Origin of the sequence: Thermogemmatispora sp. (genome assembly GCF_019683635.1) — a bacterium.
Classification (GTDB): domain Bacteria; phylum Chloroflexota; class Ktedonobacteria; order Ktedonobacterales; family Ktedonobacteraceae; genus Thermogemmatispora.
On the sequence record NZ_JADGIA010000098.1, the window covers coordinates 1 to 18,612 of the forward strand.

An 18,612-nucleotide genomic window follows, 5' to 3' on the forward strand; every position below is an offset into this window, starting at 1 on the left:
AACCGTCGTCAGGGTCGTCCGGACTTTCGCCAGCCTTCTCCTCCTACTCGGCCACACCCTTCTTGTCCAGTCCAGACGAGATGGCAAGCAGCAAGGTACATAGGTCACAGAGAGGAGAATAGGAAGCCGGCGAACGAACCAGCGACCAGCTTTTCAGCCGGGAGGCAAGCACTTATGGAGACAGCAGCAGAGAACAGCGGCACAGTCTTGCGCTCCGAGCGTATCGCTGGCGGCATTCTCCCCAAAGTCCTCAACTCCTTCGACATGGTCGCGATTTTCGTAGCCATCGTCCTCTTCATCAGCAACTCCAGCGTTGTCACAGGAGCCGGGGCAGCAGCCTTTATTTACTGGATCTTAGGTTTTCTGACCTTTCTCATTCCCGGTGCCATTGTCACTGGCCAGCTTGGCCTGATGTTCCCTGGTGAGGGATCGATCTACGTCTGGACCACGCGCGCCTTCGGGGCCTTCATGGGCTTCTTCGCCGGCTTCTGCGCCTGGTGGCCTGGCGTACTCGTGATGATCGCCACCGGCGACGCCGTTGTTTCCCTCATTCAGCAGCTCGGCAGCCAGTACGGTCTCAGCCTGCTCGCGGAGCCTTGGCAGCAGGGCCTGCTGATTCTCCTGGTCATTGCCCTTTCTTGCCTGCTCTCGGTGCTGCGCTTTCGCGTAACACAGAACCTCGTCAACGTCATCTTTGTCGCCTACGGCGGCGCCATTCTGCTGGTTGGCCTCGCCGGCCTGATCTGGCTCTTAAGTGGTCACCCGGCCCAGGCCGATTTTTCCGCCGCCCACTGGCAGCTCAACAACACGAACTACACCTTCTACGGCCTGGTGATTCTGGCCCTGCTCGGCATCGAGGTCCCTCTTAACATGGGGGTAGAGGTCCAGAACACACGCGCCATCACGCGCTATCTTCTCTGGGGTTCGGTCGTCGTCATGCTGGCCTATCTGCTCGGCACCTTCGGCGTCATGATGGCCGTCCCCCCAGCTATCCAGAGCCAGGGCAACCCCTCCGTCGTAGCCGCAGCGGTCAAATACGGCTTTGGCCCGGCGGGCAACGTGCTGGCCACTATCGTCAACCTCATCTTTATCGGCTTCTTCCTCTTCAACACCGTCGTCTATAACTACTCCTTCGGGCGCCTGCTCTTCGTCTCTGGCCTTGACCGACGCCTGCCCACCGTGATGAGCAGGGTCAACCGTAACCGTGTGCCCTGGGTGGCGGTGCTGGTCCAGAGCATCATATCGGGCGTTCTGACGGTCATCACCTTCATCATCGCCCCCTTCGTTATCCAGGCGCTTAAGCCCTCGGACCTGTCAACGGTTGTTTACGATGTCCTCCAGGCCGCGGTCACTATCATCTGGTGCATCTCAATGGTCTTCCTCTTCATCGATGTGATCTATATCCGCTACAAGTACCGCGAGAGCTTCCAGCGCGTGCAGCTGGCACCAGACTGGGTTTTCTACCTGTGCGCAGTCATCGGCTGCATCGCCAGCGCCTTCGGGGTAGCCGTCATCTTTATCTCGCCCTGGACGACGCTGATCACTACCCTGGCCTGGGATCTCTCGCTAGTAGGTTTTGCTGCCATCTCCCTGGTGGCCGGGGCCGTGATCTACTTTATCGGCCAGGCGACCATGCGACGAGATGTCTCCGACGAAGAAATTCTGGCCGAGGTCATCGGCTCGTCCGAGGGCGTGAATCCTGCCAGCGATGCCGCCGGCGGCAGTAGCGCCTCAGCCTGAGCGAGCGCTGGCTAGCCGCAAAGCACTCACTCGCCTGTGGTCCGGCGAGTCTTGAAAGCGGGCCAGCGGCACGTTATATGTAACAGCAACTATCTCACACGTGCCGAGGTCCGCTTTCCTTGCAGCAAGAAGATACCGAGCGAGAGCTGAGTATAGATGAATTATCACAGGTGACAGGCATTCCCAGCCGCACCATCCGCTTCTACAATACGCAGGGTCTGCTGCCACCGCCCCACAAGCGAGGCCGCGTCGCCTACTACAGCGGGGAACACGTGCGCGTTCTGGCCCTGATCAAAGAGCTGAAAGAGAAGCATAACCTGCCACTTGAGCTGATCAGACAGTTGCTGGAGATCCGCGCCCAACATGGTGAAGTCCAGATGAATCTGGCCCTGAAGCAGAGGCTCCTGCGACCTCTGGCAGCAAGCAGTCAGGAGACGCGCTTCAGCCGCGAATTGCTGCTTGAGCAGACAGGAATCTCGCCCGGGCTGCTCGATGAGCTGCTACGGCTGGAGCTGCTTTTTCCCGTGCAGGAGAGCGAACAGGTTCTATTTAGCGGCGACGATCTCCTGCTGGTCGAACTCTATCGCCGGCTGATGGAGCTGGGCCTGCCGCTGGCCCTGGTAACCCTCATTCGCTTTCACCTGCGCCAGCTGGTGCGCAGCGAGATCGCCACCTTCGAGCAATCCCTGCTTCCCCGGTGGCAGAGCCGTGGTCTCCCTCTGGAGGAACAGGCGCGTCAGTTCGAGGAAATTCTCACTCTGACCGATACGCTGATCTCCATTCTCCACCGTAAGCTACTCTGAGACTAAGACTGTGCAAGACAACGCACACCAGTAGAGAAGACAGGCACGGCAGGGCACAGCGGGCCTTAGCGCCTCAGCTCAAGCGATATACGCATGAGTACATGCTAGAAGACGCCGAAGTGATGCAGTACGGCCAGAACAATCACCACGACCAGGACCAGCACAATGGCGACCACGAAATAGATCAGGCGGCGCCCCAGGTGGATCTGATGCGGAGCCGTCTCGGCAATTCTTTCAACGGCTTTCTTTTGCTGCTCTTTTCTCCGCTTTTGCTTCTCCAGTTTCTTACGATACTTCTCGGCGGCAGAAGGGGCCTCGCTATAGGGACCGGCCTTCATCTGACGCAGGCGACGGCGCATCTCCCGATTCATGTTCTCATACTGCTGCTGTTGGGGATCAGTCGCAGTGGCCGTGCGTGGTAGTGTGGACTTCGCCCCTGGCACTGCAGGGCCGCCGATGCGGGGCTTCTGCTCCTGCCGTCCCTTGCGCGCCTCGGCGGGCTGCTCACCAGCCTTTAGCTTCTGGGAGGCAGACGAAGAGGGAGATGGGGGCGAGGCAGCAGCCTGCGCCTGCGACTGCGTTTGCGCTCCTGGCTTATTCTTTGGCATGGCTCACACCCTCATGTTGCTCTTCTCGCTGTCTCTGCTCTTGTTTCTCTTGTTGTTGATCATGTTGCTGTTGTTGCTGCACTTGGTTCTGTCGCTCTTGCTGAGCTACGAACTCCCTGGCGAACTGAGCGGCGCGCTCCTTATCGTCGGGGGCCAGCACTCCATCGATAACCAGACTGAGCAGATAGTCCTTCAGGGGTCGCAGCCAGGGACCGGGGCCGCGCCCAAACATCGCCATCAGCTCATGGCCATCCAGCGGGCTTTTCAGCGGCACGCGCTCGGCTTCCTCCTTCAAGCGGCGGCAGCGCTCGGCCAGTTCCAGAACGCGAGCGGCGGCGCGTGAAACCTTATCGGCGCGGTAGCTGGTAATATCGGCCCGAGAGAGATCCAGCAAATCTTCCAGATCATCGTTGGCCTCCAGCATCAGGCGACGTACCGCCCCATCGGTCCAATCAGAGCTATAGGCATTGGCGCGCATATGCAGCCGAACCACACGCGCAACGCGCTCGCAGAAATCGCGATCGAAGTGGAGGCGACGCAAGATATCGCGGGCCATCGTCGCCCCAACCTCCTCATGGCCGAAGAAATGCACCTTGCCATCCTCGACCGTGCGTGTACGCGGCTTGGCGATATCGTGCAGCAGCGCGCTCCATCGAGCTACCGGGCGCGGCGAAGTGCGCTCCACGACGCGCAGCACGTGCGCATAGACATCTTTCGAAGGGACGCTCCGCTGACTCTGCTGCTGGCTCACGCCGCGCAGCTCCAGCACTTCGGGAATAATCCACTGCATCAATCCCAGCTCGACCAGCAGATCCAGGCCACGCGCCGGATGAGGCGAGAGCAGCAGCTTATGCATCTCGTCTCGAATACGCTCGCGGCTAATCTTTTGCAGCTTGCTCGCCTGACGGGTGATAGCGCGGCGCGTCTCCTCCTCGATGGTAAAATTGAGCTGGGCCGCCAGGCGCACAGCGCGCAGGAGGCGCAGCGGGTCCTCATCGAAGCGCTTATCAGGCTCGTTGCCGACGGCGCGCAAGAGACGTCGCGCTAGATCAAGGCGCCCGCCGAACGGATCATAGAGCTGGCCTGTCAGGGGATCATAGGCCATAGCATTGATCGTAAAATCACGCCGGCGCAGATCCTCCTCCAGTACGGTGCCAAAGCAGACCTCCGGCTTGCGCGACTCCGGGTTGTAGCGCTCATCGCGGAAGGTTGTAATCTCAATAATATGCTCGCCGTAGTGGAGGCGCACCGTGCCAAAACGCTCCCCTACCAGGACAATGGCCGTCGGCTTTGTCGGCGCTACCAGGCGCTTGATCTCGTCCGGGCGTGCATCTGTCGCCAGGTCGGCATCGCTTGACTCACTGCGCCCCAGCAGCACATCGCGCACCGTCCCCCCCACCATGTACAGCTGCTTGTTATGTGCGCGAAAAATCCGGGCCAGTTCTAAAATGATATCTCGCATCGAATATGTGTATATTCGCTTCCCTTCCCTAATAGAGTCGTTCCTTTGCTGGTTCGCTACGATTGGTTTTCTCCTTCTTCGAGCTTTAGCGATGTTGGCGGGGGAATTGCTGGAAGCGATCTGCCTCTCTGCCTGATCCAGGACAGGTCACAGCAAGTGCAACGGATTTATTATATCATGGCCTCTGGCCACAGGCGATAGCCAGCTTGGCCTGCTCGACCAGACCGGCCCGCCCCTTCTGGAAAAGTGGCCGTGCAGCCTATTGCGCTGGCTGATCTGGTCCGCTGATCGGCGATCGCTATCTTCCTCGCTCTCCACTCCTCTTCACCAGAGACCCGGCCTCCTTGCACGGTCCCACCCCATCCTGCCCAGTTGCTGTGGTCAGCTCTCTCTCCCATCCTGCAGCTTTCTGGCCGCAGCCTGCTGAAGGTCAGCGGTGGCCATGATACAATAGGACACACGCCTTAACTTTTTGACTGGAGCAGAACGAGGAACGATGAGTAAGGCATCTACTGGGCGACCACGCCCGTTCGTGCTGATCGTGATGGACGGCTGGGGCTTCAACCCGCGCAAAGAGGGCAACGCCATCGCTCTGGCACGTACGCCACACATCGACGAGCTAGAGCGCCGGTGGCCACATACCCTCGTCAGGACTTCGGGCGAGGCTGTTGGTCTGCCCCCCGGCCAGATGGGCAACTCCGAGGTTGGCCATCAGAACATCGGAGCAGGCAAACGCGTCCTGCAAGATTTCACCCGCATCAGCGAGTCTATCCAGGACGGCAGCTTTTACCGGAATCCAGCCCTGCTCAAGGCCATCGAACACGTCAAACGCAATCACTCGCAGTTGCACATCTGCGGCCTACTTGGCAACGGCGGAGTGCACGCCCACGAGGATCACCTGGAGGCCCTGCTGCGGCTGGCCCGCCAGCATGAGATCGAGCACGTCTATATTCACTCCTTCACCGATGGGCGCGATACATCGCCCACCGCCGGCATCGAATTCATGAAGCGCCTGGAGGCGCGCGCGCGCGAGATCGGTGGCGATCACCCGGCGCGTGTGGCCACGGTCAGTGGGCGCTACTATGCTATGGATCGTGATAATCGCTGGGAGCGCACTGCCAAAACCTACCTGGCCATGACGCGCGGTGAGGGCGAGCGTGCCTCATCGGCGGTAGCCGCTATCCAGCAGTCCTACGAACGCAACATCACCGACGAATTCATCGTCCCCACTGTCATCATGGAGGAGGAGCATCCGCTGGCCCTTGTCCAGGAAGGCGACGCCCTCATCCATTATAACTTCCGCCCCGACCGTGCCCGCCAGCTGACCAAAGCCTTTGTGCTGGAAGAACTGCCGCCCCAGGCCGCTGGCAAATTCGAGCGTGGCCCGCGTCTGCGCGACCTGGTTTTCGTCATGATGACTGAGTACGAGGCAGGGCTGCCGGCAGAGGTAGCCTTCCGCGCCGACGAGGTAGAGATGCCTCTGGCCCGCGTCATCTCCGAGCACGGCCTGCGCCAGTTCCATACGGCGGAAACCGAAAAATATGCCCACGTGACCTACTTCATCAATGGGCGCCGCGAGACCCCTTTCCCCGGCGAGGATCGTCTGCTTGTTCCCTCGCCCAAGGTGCCAACCTACGACCTGCAGCCTGAGATGAGCGCCCCGGGCGTCACCGAGACAGCCATTGAGCGCATCCGCAGTGGTCAGTATGATCTTGTGATCATGAACTATGCCAACGCCGACATGGTCGGCCACACCGGCGTGCTGGAGGCGGCCATTAAGGCTGTCGAGGCTGTCGATGCCGGCGTTGGGCGTGTCGTAGAGGCCACCCTGGCGGTGGGAGGCGGCCTGCTGATCACTGCTGATCATGGCAATGCCGAGCAGATGATCTACTACGACAGCGGCAAGCCCATGACGGCCCACACGACCAACCCGGTGCCGCTCTACCTGGTTGTGCCCCAACTTGCCGATGCCAGACTGCGCAGCGATGGCATTCTGGCCGACATCGCGCCAACCATTCTGCAGATTATGGGGCTGCCCCAACCGCGCGAGATGACAGGTCGCTCCTTGCTCCTACCTCAGCAGTAGACAGAGTTATCCACATTTTGTGGTGGAATCGGGAGAGTTATCCACATCTTGTGGTGACATATGTGGATAACTCTCCACCGGTGTGGATAACTCTGAGGGGAGAACGGTCCCCCTCAAAGACGACGGGCCAGGAGCCGCAAACGGCGATAATCCAGCTCCCAGTGTTCTTCTGTTTCTCTAAAGAGCACAGGGCGGGCCTTGGCCTCGATGGCGGCCAGGATCTCCTCCTTACGTTCTACCGGCACCGCCTCTAGCAGGGCAGAGCCAAACATCTCCAGCCAGAGGCGCAGCCCGCGCTCACCCTCCTCTAGCACAGTTGGGCGCTCAAAGAGCCAGGCAGCCTGGACTTCGAAGCCATGAGCCTCCAGCAAGGCAGCATATTCCCCCAGGGCCGGAAAATACCAGGGGTTGGGTGGCGTCACTGCCAGCCGCTCATGCAGCACCTCCTGCACGGCAGCGTAGAGGGCCGCTACGTTGCCGCGCCCTCCCATCTCCAGCACCAGGCGCCCGCCCGGCTTGAGCAAGCGCGCCAAAGCCTCGGCTACGGCCTCGGCCTCGGGTATCCAGTGCAGGGTGGCATTGGAGAAGATGGCATCAAAGGGACGCGGGTAGAGAAAAGAGCGAATATCGCCTAAGCGCCATTCGAGGTCTGGATAGCGCTGGCGAGCAACCTCGATCATCGCCGGCGAGCGATCGAGGCCCACCACCTGAGCGCCACTGCGCGCAATGGTGGCCGTCAGATGGCCCGTTCCACAACCTACATCGAGGATTAGCTCGCCCGGGCGCGGCGCCAGCAGCTCTACCAGGCTGCTGCCATAGGCAAAAACAAAGGCATGCTTCGCATCATAGAGGGCCGCATTCCAATCGCTGGCAGCCAAGACAACACCTCAGCTTCTTGCAGATAGCTTGCTCGACCAACACAAAAAAAGAAAAACGGACGAGCAACGGTTAGCGAGAATGAGTGCACTTCCAACAGGAGAGAGCCACCGCGGATCTACCCGATGCGATCGAGGCAGGAAAGGGCCGCTACGATCACCTCGCCCTCCTCTAGAAGCACACGAGCCGCTTGAGCACGTACCCCAGAGGGGAGGCGCTGACGATGGAGGAAGAGCGAGAGCACCTCGCCCGTTCTGCCGCAGTAGTCGCCAGAGCAGACACGCACTCGCGCCCCGGGCACCAGCGCCAGATCTGGCTCCTGGCTGGGGAGGGCCTCAGCCTCGGCAGCGGTGAGGGAGATCAGCAGCTCCGGCAGCGCATGCCGTCGAACTGATGTAAAACCCGAGAGGAGGGCCACCCGTCCCTGATAGCAACTCAGCAGCTGCAGCAGGCGTGCGGGCATCGCCAAACTCCCCAGGCCCTCTGTTAACATAATCGTCAGGGGCGGCAAGCGAGATTGCAGATCCTCGCCACCCGGACTGTTCACCAACTCCAGCAGGTCGGCGTGAAGGAAGCCTTCAAGATCGCGCAGAACGATGCTACTGGCGATAATGCCAACGACACCGGAATTGAGGGCATGGCGCAACAGAAGAAAGCTCAGCGGGCCAGGTACTACCAGAATAGCGCCGGGAGGAATAGGCTGCACCGAACGTGAGCCGTCGTTGCCCAGAGCCTGCCAGAGCGTCAGTACACCAGCCACCTGGGGGCCGGCGCCGAGCACTCCCTGGATAGCCACCACCTGACTTTCGATCACCACCCCACCACGAGCCGTCACATCGACAACACGCCCCCGCAGGCCAGCCGGCACTGTCTCCTCACCCAAAGCAGGCAGGGCCAGCGCCGTTGGATGAATTGCCGGTAGCTTCCGCGTCACCGCTGGTAGCGAGAGGCGAGGAAGACCAGCTAGCTCCTCGCCGTGCTCCTCACGCTTCAGCCGGATCACCGGCTGGTCCGGCTCGACCATCTGGCCGGGATAGACCAGCGCCACCGCTCCAGCGCGCGAGCCACCGGGCCAGCGCTCTCTGCGCACCACAACCTGCAAGCGTACAGACCACCCCAGGGGATAGGCCATCGTAACGGCGCCTCCCATGCACGCGCCAGATCACAAGAGCATCATCGACGACAGTAGACCTCAGAGAACCGTTTGAACAGCAACAACGACAATTCCAATACACATAAACAAGATCAGGTCTGAGCGGTAGCGGGTGCTGCTCACCAGCCGGTTGGCGGCCAGTGTCCGACTAGGCGCCAATGGCCTGAGACCATTGCAACAAGCGGGCGTGGCGTTCGGCCTTATCCGCTGGCAGCACCAAGGGGCGACCGCGGGCATCGATAATCAGGCCCACCAGGCCACCATCGATCTCCTCGGCAGCGCGGGCGCGCTCGCCCGGACCCAGCCCCACATCGACCGTCGGGGCAGGATAGAGCGTTAGCAGTGCCTGCTCATTCAGACGCAGAGGGATTACCTCAATCGAGCCGCTCATGACCTCGACCTGGACCTGTCGCCCATTACTATACTCCACAACGACCCGCAGCGCAATCTGGTCGGGCGGCAGAGTTCCATAGGGGATCACACAGGTTCCCAGGCGATGGGTCACGGCATCGTTCTCATTGACCTGCACGGCAGCCACCGGGTTCACCGTGGCAATTGCCCCCAACTGCTGGAAGAGCAAGGTGCGATCCAGCACCAGCGAGGTCACGCCGCGCGGCTGCAAGGCATCGAGCAGCATCAAGGCAGCCTGAGCGGGGCGCGGGGCATGGGCCAGCACGCCGCCAGTGGCCAGGACCAGATCAGGCGAGAAATTGCTAAGGGCCCCAGTTTTCAGCGCTTCGGCGGTCAGCAGGATCGCCTCACGCGCAAACGCCTGGCTGATCTGCAGCTCCCGCTGGTTGCTGGGGACCACGTGGGGGTGCAGCATCGTATTGAGCACGAACTGGCGCAGCTCCTCATCGGAGACATCAAAGGGCAGCCAGCGGCTAATACGCTGGGAACCGACGCGCTTCAACAACTCACCCAGGCCGGAGCCGACGCCGATGCCCGCGTTGACCATCGGGATAAACTCCCCGCGCTCACCAGCCAGCAGCAACGTCGTGTTAGCCCCTCCTGCATCAACCGCCATCACATTCATTGTATAGTGGTGAGCCAGAAAGCGCACCAGGCTGCTGAGGGAGGTTGCTGTCGCCACAGGGGTCGCCGAAGACCAGGACCAGAGGGTCTCGCTGCCCGGTAAACGACGCAGAATCGAGCGCTCGTAGAGCGAACTGACGGCCAGACTGATCGGGCTGAGATTGGAGGCCGAGACCAGGGGGTCCAGACGCACCACCTCGCCGGCGCCGTTGATGAGGCGCCGAGAGGCCTCCACATATTGAGGAGCGGCGGCATAGAGTACCGGCAAAGGGAAAAGCCGCGTCTTCTCGCGCTGCTCCTGGGCTGCATTCACCAGGAGCTGGCAGGCTTCCTGAATAGGAGTTGCCCCTGTCGGCCCATCGGCCATGCCAACAATGATAGCCGCGTGCGGCTGCAGCTCGCGCAGTCGATCGATCTGCCGGCGCCATTCCAGGGCCAGGCGTTCGGGAGTCCAGGGTACGGGGCCTACACCAGGTAGCGGTGTCGCGCCCGGCTGTGAGAGCTGACCGGCGGCCATACTCGCGGTAAACGTTGGAGAAGGCAAGGCATGGGTCTCAGCATAGAGGCCCGAGACCGCCTGGCTGACCAGGTCTGTTAGTGTGGGGCTGGCCGCGCCCAGGACCAGTAAACGAAGCGGGCCACCGGCGCTAATAGTTGTCACGAAGACATCCACGCCATTGCCATCCGGCTGCTCCGGTGCCAGCAAACGGCCATCGACAATAATCTGCCGTCCCGTGACCAGTTCAATCTCGTTGATGGCCTGCACGATGCCCCGCGTAATATCCTCCTGGGGGGCCGCCAGCGTTGTTGGAGCTTCGCCACGCGCCATCAGGCGATACTGCCCTTCGACCAGGCCCAGTAACGAAACCTTGGTCAGCACGCTGCCGCAGTCGGCAACCAAAATAGAATTGGCGGCAGCGGCATCTTTTCTATGAGCGGTTGCCTGACCCTCCTGCTGATTCAACTGCGTCTGCATCTCCAGAACACCCCTCTTCTCTCACCTAATGCGGGAACCAGCTACGAATCACATCGAGGAAGCTACGCTTAGCAGGCCGGGCCTGAGCCTGTGCCCGGGACTGCGCGTGAGCCTCGGCGCCTGGCCCTGGAGGGGGTGCAGATGGAGGCGGCGCCGCATATGCGGAGGCCGCCGGCGCCGGATTCGCGCTGGCGCTGGCGCCGATATACGTCGCGGGATACCCCGGAGGAGCCGCCGGCGCCGCAGGCATCACCCCACCAGCAGCGGGAGCAGCCGGAGGCGAGGTTGGCGCCACCTGCCCATAGCGGGGGTCAGCGCCTTGAGCAGGCAACGAAGGCGCAGCCGAGGCCACCCCCAGCAGAGAAGCAAAAACATTGGCTGCCGCCTCACTCTGCTCACTGACGCCTAGCTCCGTGCGGGGTCGGCTGGGCACGCGCATATTCTCCACGCGCGGTTGCATAGGATCGGGCAGCGTTCGCCCAGGCTCTTGCATGGCCATTGGATTCTGTCCACTAGAGCCAGCGGGAGCAGGCGTTTCCATTGAGGAGCGTAGCCATTCGGGTAAAGCATTCATATCGATGAGCGAGGCCGCCGTCAGGCCACCGGCAGGCAGAGACGGCGAAGGAGGAGGGGCCACCGGGCCACCTTGTCCCCCTGGCGATGGCGACGCAGGTCGTGGGCCTGCATTCTCTAGCTGACCCTCACGCAGCCAGGCAGGCAAAGCATTCATATCGATCAGAGAAGCTGCTTCCAGCCGGGTAGCGCCGCCGGCTCCAGGAGCACCCAGTTTTGTGGCAGCCTCTGTAGGCGAGTTCTGGCCCCGGAGCCAATCCGGTAACTGCTGCGGATCAATCAGGTCGTGGGCCTGCAGAGGCTGCCCGGGCGCTGGAGCTAGCCCTGGCTGTGCGCCCGCCGCCTGACCCCACTCTGACGAAGCGGGCCGCGAAGACTCCCTGGCAGAAGGCTCCGTACCAGCCGGGCCAACCGTTGACGGCCCTAAAGACTTCATCCATTCTGGCAGGGCCTCCGGCTCTACCAGGCTAGAGGCGGGAATATCCTTCTGACCGCTCAGCCCGCCCTCGCGCGCTCCCGCTCCCTCCTGCCCCTGCCCCTCACGCATCCAGGAAGGCAGAGCCTGCTCATCGATGAGAGAGCGAGCAGCAATCCCTCGCGCTGGCGGGGTTGCCGCGTAGTTCGCTGGGCCGCCAAACTGGGAACCGCCAGGAAACTGATATTCCGCTGTATCTTCCTTTTGCTCCGCGCGCATCCAGCTCGGGAGGCTCTCCTCGTCGATCAAATCAGCGGCAGAAAGAGGAATGGGGCCGGTAGCACCCGCGGGCAGGCCCTCACCTGCCCGTAACGATTGCAGCCATGCCGGCAACTCTGACCGCTGAGATACCCCTTTCTGCGCATCTGCAGCACTTGCAGCACTTCCAACTCCGCCAGATAAAGGCAAGCCGCAGCGCCGGCACGTTGCCATGCCGGCAGCGACTGGCTCTCCACAGTTGCTACACCTAATCACTGTTGCTCCTCACTTTCACCAGGCCGTCACCTTCGCTCCTGGATCTGGCTCGCTCGCAGTGTAGCATGCTTTTTGCTGGCACGCAACGCACTGCGCTGGCTGCCTGCCTCGATTGCTATATCTACCTGATGATAAACATGACCAGGCTCACTGATATGATACTATAGATCCATAATTCCCAGCCAAAAGTACTACTTACTTCTCTCCGCTGCAGACTCCGCTCTCTGCCCCTTGCAGGCGAGCAAGGCCCTTTTTACAATAGAACTGGCACTGTCGGCATTCTGTAACAAAAGATAGGACAGATGCTTATCATTCGCCAGACAAAGGAGGAGAAACGGCGATGGAGAAAAGGAGGGCCAGCCGGCGCCCGTGGTGGTGGCGGCTCCTACTCTGGCTACTGGTGAGCAGCGGGATCAGCCTGCTAGCTCAGCGCCGCGGCGCTCTCAGTCGCAGTGGAGTGCCAGCAGCTATCGTGACTGGCACGATGACCGCCGGGGCAGGTGGCTGGGAGTTGGGTCTCTCCCTTATCTTCTTCTTTGTCTCCTCCAGCCTGCTTTCCCGCTTCCGCCGGCAGCAGAAGGCCCGTATCGCGGCGGAGCAGTCCAACAAGGGCAGCGCCCGCGACATGTTGCAAGTGGCGGCTAACGGTGGTGTAGCCACCTGGTGTGCGCTGCGCTATGGGCTACGTCGGCGCTCCAGGATCTCCTCGGGCCAGGCCGGGGCCACACCCTGTGATCCCTGGCTGGCCGCCTTTGGAGGTGCTCTGGCTACCGCTACAGCTGATACCTGGGCCACCGAAGTGGGCATGTTGATCCGTCGCCCTCCACGCCTGATCACAAGTGGACGCCCGGTAGCGCCAGGCATCTCGGGGGCAGTCTCCTGGCCGGGCACGCTGGCCGCAGCGGCGGGCGCTCTGGCGCTAGGGATAGTGCTGCAGGGCTTGCTCGCCCTGGCTCGCCTGCTCCCCGGCGCCACCAGAGAGCCAGGTCCTGGCCGACCTCTACTCCTAGCCGCCATCACCTGGCTCAGCGGTTTTGCAGGCTGTCTGGTCGACAGTCTCCTTGGCGCCACCCTGCAGGCTGTCTATCGCTGTCCGCGCTGTGGGCAGGAGACCGAGCAGCGTCGCCACCTACGCTGTGGTAGCCTTACCCAGCGTGTGCGCGGTTGGCCAGGAGTCAACAACGATGTAGTGAATTTTCTGGCTACTCTGAGCGGCAGCCTGATCGCCGCTGCCCTCAGCCGTTGCCTTGTACCGCCAGCGCGGACCTGACCAGGGCTACACGAGGCTGTCCGCCAGCCGGCTGAAGAAGGGCAGCCGATAGTCCGGCCTGAGCCAGGCCATCAACATGAGCCACAACCAGAGCAGTAGCGTCAGCCAGCCGAGCAGATTGATCAGCAGGCTCAGACCAAAACCAATGAGCCAGCCCAAGAGGGGCAGCAGGCTCAACAGCCCGTGAAGGAACTGAAGCAGCAGAACCGCCAGTGAGAGTGCGCCGAAGGTCACCAGCGATTGGGCAGCGTGCCAGCGAACATTGCGGTTCTTCTCAACAAAGAGGAGGATCAGGCCCGAGATCCAGAAGAGCGCGTAAGCAAGCACCCGTTCTAGACGCTCGTCCAAGCCCAGAGTTGTCATGCGATTCATCATGGCCTTTTCCTCGAATTCGTCCGGTTGAGATGCAAGGTTATTTCCAGGGTTTGACTGCCTATATATACGCAGAGCGCTGGGAGGTGTTGCAGAGCCAGAAGGTAGCCTTTGACCCTCAGCGGCAGGATTTCAGCCCTCTGGCGCCACCCTGACCTCTGACAAGCGGGGCGGTCTCCTCCTCGTCAGCGAAGAGGGGCAGGAGGAGCCGCTATTGTCAGCCCCCTGGAGCTGCAGTATAATACGAACGCAAAAGCTAGCTAGCGGGAGGCAATGCAAGGTCTATGGGAGGACCAGCACTTATCATTAATCCCAGCGATGGGCTTTTCCTGGCCAGCCTCTTCGGCTTCTTACTGTCGCTGCCCCTTTCACTCTTTGTGATCTTCTGGGTCAGCGTGGTGCTGGTCAGACGGCGCTGGATTGTGTTGCTGGGAGCTTTCATCGGGGCGTTTATCGGCTTGCTGGCGATTCTGGGCTGGGTCGATACGCTGATTTTCGATACACCTTTGCCCAATGCCCAGGTTGGGGCGACCTTCTTCGGCTCGCTGTTCCTGTGCAGCGTCCTGGGTCTAGCCGGCGGTATGCTGGCTGACTGGCTCGCCGCACGCTCAGAGAGCCGCCGCTCGCGCCGGCAAACGACGCTCCTGCCCGAGTGAGACGCGGCTGTAGCCAGCCAGCAAGGTCGCCGGGGGTGTTTCTTTTCACTGATGGCAAGTGAGTAAGTGAATGAGTGGGTTATGTTCTATTTGCTGCACGGCGATGACGAGTTCAGCAGCCGCGAAGCGCTGAGAAGCCTTCGTCAGCAGGGGGATTTTGGCTACAACCAGGATACCTACCACGGCGATGAAACCGAGCTGGCGACCATCGTGGCAACGTGTAGTACGTTGCCCTTCCTGAGCGAGGGCCGGCTGGTAATTGTCGAGGGGCTGCCCCGTAAGCGTCGGAGCAGTTCCTCGATCGCTCAGGAGCGGGAGGCGGTTAGCACCTCTACCGAGAGCGATCAGGGGGCTGCCTCAGCAGCAGGAGAGGGTACTGAGGAGCGCAAGCGCAGCCGTACGCGTAAGGGAAGCAAGAAAGCTGGGGGCACGTCGCGCGCTGACTTTGAGCAAGGTCTGGCCAATTTTGTGCCTGTGATGCCGGCTTCGACAACCTTGATCCTCCTGGTTGATGAGGCACTTGAGGCGCGTCACCCTCTGGTGGAAGCGGCTCGCCGCTACGGCCAGGAGATCAAAAGCATGCTTCCCAAAGGGGCGGCCCTCGAACGTTGGATCGAGGAGCGCGCTGGGCGGCTTAAAGTCCGTATTACGCGCGAGGCGGTGACGCTGCTGGCGAATTTCATCGGCAGCCAGACGCGCATGCTGGCCAACGAGCTGGAGAAGCTTGCCACTTACGTCGGCGAAGGTGGCACCATCGATGTTCCTCAGGTGCGAGTCCTCTCTGCCCAGGTGCAGGAGACACGCATCTTCGATCTGACCGATGCTCTGGCCCAGCGGAGGCAGCAGCAAGCTCTTGACATCCTTCATAGCTTGCTGTCCGAGGGGCAGCCGCCGTTGCTGTTACTTGGCTTCATGCTCTCGCAGGTTCGCACACTTCTGCTCGTCAAAGAGCTTACGCAAAAGGGATTGCGTGCTGCAGAGATCGCCTCGACACTGGGCATTGCCCCCTTCATCGCCGAGCGAGCTGCTCAGCAAGTGCGGCAGTTCAGTCTGGCTCAGCTTGAGTTCATCTATCGCCAGCTGGTCGAAACAGACGCGGCCTTGAAGCGCAGTCGCCTCAGCCCCGAGGTCGCCTTTGATTTGCTGCTCATGCACTTCTTCACCACCCCCGCTCGTCCCTAGCGGCGGCTGGCCTGGCCCATCAGCCACAGATCCGTGCGTCAGTCTATTGACAGCGACAAGCGCCTGTTCAGCCTCCTCCCAGACGCAACCCACCAACCCTTAATCAAGCTGTTCCCAGGAATGCACCGATGGCCACGAGTTCTCTCCTTGAACAGAGACTGATCGCCCGCATCGAGCGCGAGGGGCCGCTGCCCTTCGCCGAATATATGCGCATGGCGCTCTACGATCCAGAGAGCGGTTACTATACAGCCGGCGCTTCGCGTATCGGCTGGTCTGGGGATTACTTCACGAGCGGCGACCTCGGGCACTTCTTCGCCCACTGTTTGGGGCGTCAACTCTTCCAGATGTGGGAGGAGCTGGGCCATCCGCAGCCCTTCCGCGTCTGGGAGCAAGGAGCCGGGCGAGGCGAGTTAGAGGCAGGAGTTCACGACTGGGCCGAACAAGAGCAGCCGGCGTTTGCCGCGGCCCTTAGCTATCGAAGCCTGGATCTTCATCGTGGGGAAGACGTACTGTCTGCCGCGGCGCTGCGGCAGCTCTGTGAGAAAGACGGGGCCCCTCATGTTATCCTGGCCAACGAGTTAGTCGACGCTTTCCCGGTCCATCTCGTCGAAGTACACCAGGGGCAGCTTTACGAGATCTATGTGGGCCTCGATAAAGGCAGATTGCGGGAGATCGCTGTCCCGTCAGCTCCAGAAGTGGTTACCTATCTTGACCACTATTGCCTTCGCTGGCGAGGCTTTCCTGATGGTTGGCGGGCAGAGATCAACCTGGAGGCCCTGCGCTGGATAGAGCTGCAAGCCCTGCTGCTGCGGCAAGGCTTCCTGCTTGTGATCGACTACGGAGACCGGGCGTCCCGCCTCTACAACCGTGCACGGCTCCGAGGGACCCTGCTCTGCTACCACAAACACCGCATCAACGAGCAGCCCCTGGCAAGGCCCGGAGAGCAGGACATTACAGCCCACGTTAATTTCAGTGCACTGATTGACGAAGGGCGTCGTCACGGTCTTCGTCTCCGTCTCTTCACTACGCAGCGCGCCTGGCTAGAACGCATGGGCATCTTCGAGGAACTCGAACAGCTCCGTCGCACCCACTTCGGGGCAGCAGATCAAGAGCGAGCCACGGATCAGGGGCAGATTGCCCTGCTGCGCTGGTATAACCTGCGTCAACAAGTCCTGGCCCTGACCGATCCCGCGGGACTGGGCAACTTCAAGGTGCTCATTATGAGGCGCAGAGCCGCGTCCCGCTAGCAGCGCTGACCGTGGCCAACTGCAGCTGAAGCCGGTGAGCCTCTAACGCAGCAGAGAGGTATCGATAGGCGAGCAGGCGCTGCTCGTACCGTTGAAGTCGCCGCGATGGAAATTGAGCCAGAGCTTGCGCGAGGCCAGACCTGCAGGATCGCTGAGATTGAGCGAGAAATCTTTGAGGGCGGTTCCCATGTCGTCAGTCGTCAGCGAGCCGACTAAAAGCAGAGTGGGGCCGCCACAGCTGCCCTCATCAATGGTCAGATAGTAAGTGGTAGCAGGTTTAAGGCCCTGGACAGCGATTTGCAGATGAGAAGGGGAGGGAGCCGAGGCATCTGTCGGGTCAGGAGAATGGACCAGGTGGGCCTGGATGTTGGAGGAGGGCAACGACAGAGTGTTAGAGAAAGGCTTGCCCACATTTCCAAGGAGGCCCTTGGCAAAATCGGCCAGGTTGGGGCCGAAGATAGCCACAATGACTAACACGAGGAAGATCGCCACAGCGAGGCGTGTCAACAGCTTCCAGGGCTTCATCACACGAGTCCCCCAGTTAAACAAGCTCCCAGGCGAGAGAATAGCGAGCCAGGCGATCTGCCACCAACCAGCGCCAGCGACTTCGCAGCAGTCACAAGCTGGGGCGGCAGAGAGAACGCCTTCATCATGGGTTCAGAATCTATTATAGGCGAAGCGCAGCGTAGGTGTCTATCATTGTCTTTTGCCTGATGGTGGGGAAGTCAAGGAGCAGGAGGGGGACATAAAAAAAGCGCCCATCCAGGCAGGTGGGGCGGCAACGTCCTACTTTCCCACGGGGCTTCCCCCGCAGTATCATCGGGGCTGGAAGGCTTAACTTCCGTGTTCGGGATGGGAACGGGTGTTTCCCTTCCGCTATAGTCACCGCCCCACCTGCATGGACAGGCGAGCAATTGAGCGAGTCAGTTCATCCGACAGGGAACTGACATCCCCTCAGGTGGAGATGAGGGGATTCGAACCCCTGACCTCTGCCGTGCAAAGGCAGCGCTCTACCAACTAAGCTACATCCCCCTGTGCGGGTGGGTGGGCCATCCTGGACTCGAACCAGGGACCTCAGTCTTATCAGGACTGCGCTCTAACCACCTGAGCTAATAGCCCACAGTTACGGTTAAGGATTGGTGAGGTCACATTGACGGGTGCCGGGTGACCCGAACACCTGGAGAGTGATAAGGCGAGTTTGTGACGACCGACCTGCCAGGCATCAGCCTTATGGCAAGTGGTACTCTCTGCACTGCTGCCACCCGATCACCGCTTATTATTTTACCACCTGTCAGTGTTTCTGACAAGAGGGTTTTTCAGCGGCTTTCCGACTTCGCAGAGAGGAGAAGCCGGAGCATTGAATCGAGTGACAGGATCGACCTGGGAGAGGAGGTACGAGCACGGCAGGGACGGAGCCAGAGCAATCGAGCGGATGCATCTGCATCTCAACAAGATTCACAGGAGAGGTCTTAGCCTCTATCGTGACGGCTCCGCGTTCTTACTGCCTGCTGTAGTATCCTCCAGTCGACTCCCTAGAAAGGAGGTGATCCAGCCGCACCTTCCGGTACGGCTACCTTGTTACGACTTCACCCCAATCACCGACCCCACCCTCGACGCCTGCCTC

15 protein-coding genes, 2 tRNA genes and 2 rRNA genes are annotated in these 18,612 nt (G+C 61.0%); 7 read left to right on the forward strand and 12 right to left on the reverse strand.

What is annotated here, in order from left to right; translation table 11 throughout:
- Window positions 1-174 precede the first annotated feature (174 nt).
- A complete protein-coding gene (locus tag IRZ31_RS12130) occupies window positions 175-1,740 on the forward strand; it encodes an APC family permease (protein WP_297154014.1) in 1,566 nt (521 codons plus the stop codon).
- A gap of 119 nt (window positions 1,741-1,859) precedes the next feature.
- Entirely contained in the window at window positions 1,860-2,543 is a 684-nt protein-coding gene (locus tag IRZ31_RS12135; RefSeq protein WP_297154016.1) for a helix-turn-helix domain-containing protein, read from the forward strand.
- 104 nt (window positions 2,544-2,647) lie between these two features.
- Here the strand turns inward: IRZ31_RS12135 and IRZ31_RS12140 are convergent, their stop codons facing one another.
- Both IRZ31_RS12140 and IRZ31_RS12145 read right to left on the reverse strand, forming a co-directional pair.
- Entirely contained in the window at window positions 2,648-3,151 is a 504-nt protein-coding gene (locus tag IRZ31_RS12140; protein ID WP_297154018.1) for a hypothetical protein, read from the reverse strand.
- Window positions 3,138-4,553 carry an HD domain-containing protein gene (locus IRZ31_RS12145; RefSeq protein ID WP_297154019.1) on the reverse strand — a complete coding sequence of 472 codons (1,416 nt, stop codon included), beginning with the start codon at window positions 4,551-4,553 and terminating at the stop codon, window positions 3,138-3,140. The genes IRZ31_RS12140 and IRZ31_RS12145 overlap by 14 nt, the downstream gene beginning before the upstream one ends.
- A 556-nt stretch (window positions 4,554-5,109) precedes the next feature.
- Here IRZ31_RS12145 and gpmI point away from each other — a divergent pair.
- On the forward strand, window positions 5,110-6,699 hold the full coding sequence (gene gpmI / locus IRZ31_RS12150) for a 2,3-bisphosphoglycerate-independent phosphoglycerate mutase (protein ID WP_297154021.1): 1,590 nt from the start codon (window positions 5,110-5,112) through the stop codon (window positions 6,697-6,699).
- 113 nt (window positions 6,700-6,812) lie between these two features.
- Here the strand turns inward: gpmI and IRZ31_RS12155 are convergent, their stop codons facing one another.
- From IRZ31_RS12155 to IRZ31_RS12170, 4 genes are all read right to left on the reverse strand, one after another.
- Window positions 6,813-7,577 (reverse strand): methyltransferase domain-containing protein, encoded by a 765-nt coding sequence (locus tag IRZ31_RS12155; RefSeq protein ID WP_297154023.1) that lies wholly within the window; start codon window positions 7,575-7,577, stop codon window positions 6,813-6,815.
- A 116-nt stretch (window positions 7,578-7,693) separates the two neighbouring features.
- On the reverse strand, window positions 7,694-8,707 hold the full coding sequence (locus IRZ31_RS12160; RefSeq protein WP_297154025.1) for a hypothetical protein: 1,014 nt from the start codon (window positions 8,705-8,707) through the stop codon (window positions 7,694-7,696).
- A 169-nt stretch (window positions 8,708-8,876) separates the two neighbouring features.
- Entirely contained in the window at window positions 8,877-10,739 is a 1,863-nt protein-coding gene (locus IRZ31_RS12165; protein ID WP_297154027.1) for a glutamate mutase L, read from the reverse strand.
- A 25-nt stretch (window positions 10,740-10,764) separates the two neighbouring features.
- Window positions 10,765-12,006 carry a hypothetical protein gene (locus tag IRZ31_RS12170; protein WP_297154029.1) on the reverse strand — a complete coding sequence of 414 codons (1,242 nt, stop codon included), beginning with the start codon at window positions 12,004-12,006 and terminating at the stop codon, window positions 10,765-10,767.
- A gap of 595 nt (window positions 12,007-12,601) precedes the next feature.
- On the opposite strand from IRZ31_RS12170, the gene IRZ31_RS12175 reads away from it, so the two are divergent.
- Window positions 12,602-13,531: a DUF92 domain-containing protein gene (locus tag IRZ31_RS12175; RefSeq protein ID WP_297154031.1), complete on the forward strand. Its 930-nt coding sequence runs from the start codon at window positions 12,602-12,604 to the stop codon at window positions 13,529-13,531.
- A 6-nt stretch (window positions 13,532-13,537) separates the two neighbouring features.
- Here the strand turns inward: IRZ31_RS12175 and IRZ31_RS12180 are convergent, their stop codons facing one another.
- Window positions 13,538-13,906 carry a hypothetical protein gene (locus IRZ31_RS12180; protein WP_297154032.1) on the reverse strand — a complete coding sequence of 123 codons (369 nt, stop codon included), beginning with the start codon at window positions 13,904-13,906 and terminating at the stop codon, window positions 13,538-13,540.
- 281 nt (window positions 13,907-14,187) lie between these two features.
- Between IRZ31_RS12180 and IRZ31_RS12185 the strand changes: the two genes are divergently transcribed.
- The 3 genes from IRZ31_RS12185 (at window position 14,188) to IRZ31_RS12195 (ending at window position 16,988) form a co-directional block, all read left to right on the forward strand.
- Entirely contained in the window at window positions 14,188-14,559 is a 372-nt protein-coding gene (locus IRZ31_RS12185; protein WP_297154034.1) for a hypothetical protein, read from the forward strand.
- Between the two features lie 81 nt (window positions 14,560-14,640).
- Window positions 14,641-15,741, forward strand: coding sequence for a DNA polymerase III subunit delta (gene holA, locus IRZ31_RS12190; RefSeq protein WP_297154036.1), 1,101 nt, complete (start codon window positions 14,641-14,643; stop codon window positions 15,739-15,741).
- 128 nt (window positions 15,742-15,869) lie between these two features.
- Window positions 15,870-16,988 (forward strand): SAM-dependent methyltransferase, encoded by a 1,119-nt coding sequence (locus IRZ31_RS12195; protein WP_297154037.1) that lies wholly within the window; start codon window positions 15,870-15,872, stop codon window positions 16,986-16,988.
- A 42-nt stretch (window positions 16,989-17,030) separates the two neighbouring features.
- On the opposite strand, the gene IRZ31_RS12200 is transcribed toward IRZ31_RS12195, so the two are convergent.
- The 5 genes from IRZ31_RS12200 to IRZ31_RS12220 form a co-directional block, all read right to left on the reverse strand.
- On the reverse strand, window positions 17,031-17,513 hold the full coding sequence (locus tag IRZ31_RS12200) for a hypothetical protein (RefSeq protein ID WP_297154039.1): 483 nt from the start codon (window positions 17,511-17,513) through the stop codon (window positions 17,031-17,033).
- Window positions 17,514-17,761: 248 nt separating this feature from the next.
- Window positions 17,762-17,878, reverse strand: a 5S ribosomal RNA gene (gene rrf / locus IRZ31_RS12205).
- A 69-nt stretch (window positions 17,879-17,947) separates the two neighbouring features.
- Window positions 17,948-18,020: transfer RNA gene (locus tag IRZ31_RS12210), tRNA-Ala, on the reverse strand.
- Window positions 18,021-18,033: 13 nt separating this feature from the next.
- A tRNA-Ile gene (locus IRZ31_RS12215) sits at window positions 18,034-18,107 on the reverse strand.
- 417 nt (window positions 18,108-18,524) lie between these two features.
- Window positions 18,525-18,612 (reverse strand): 16S ribosomal RNA (locus IRZ31_RS12220); the annotation flags it as partial.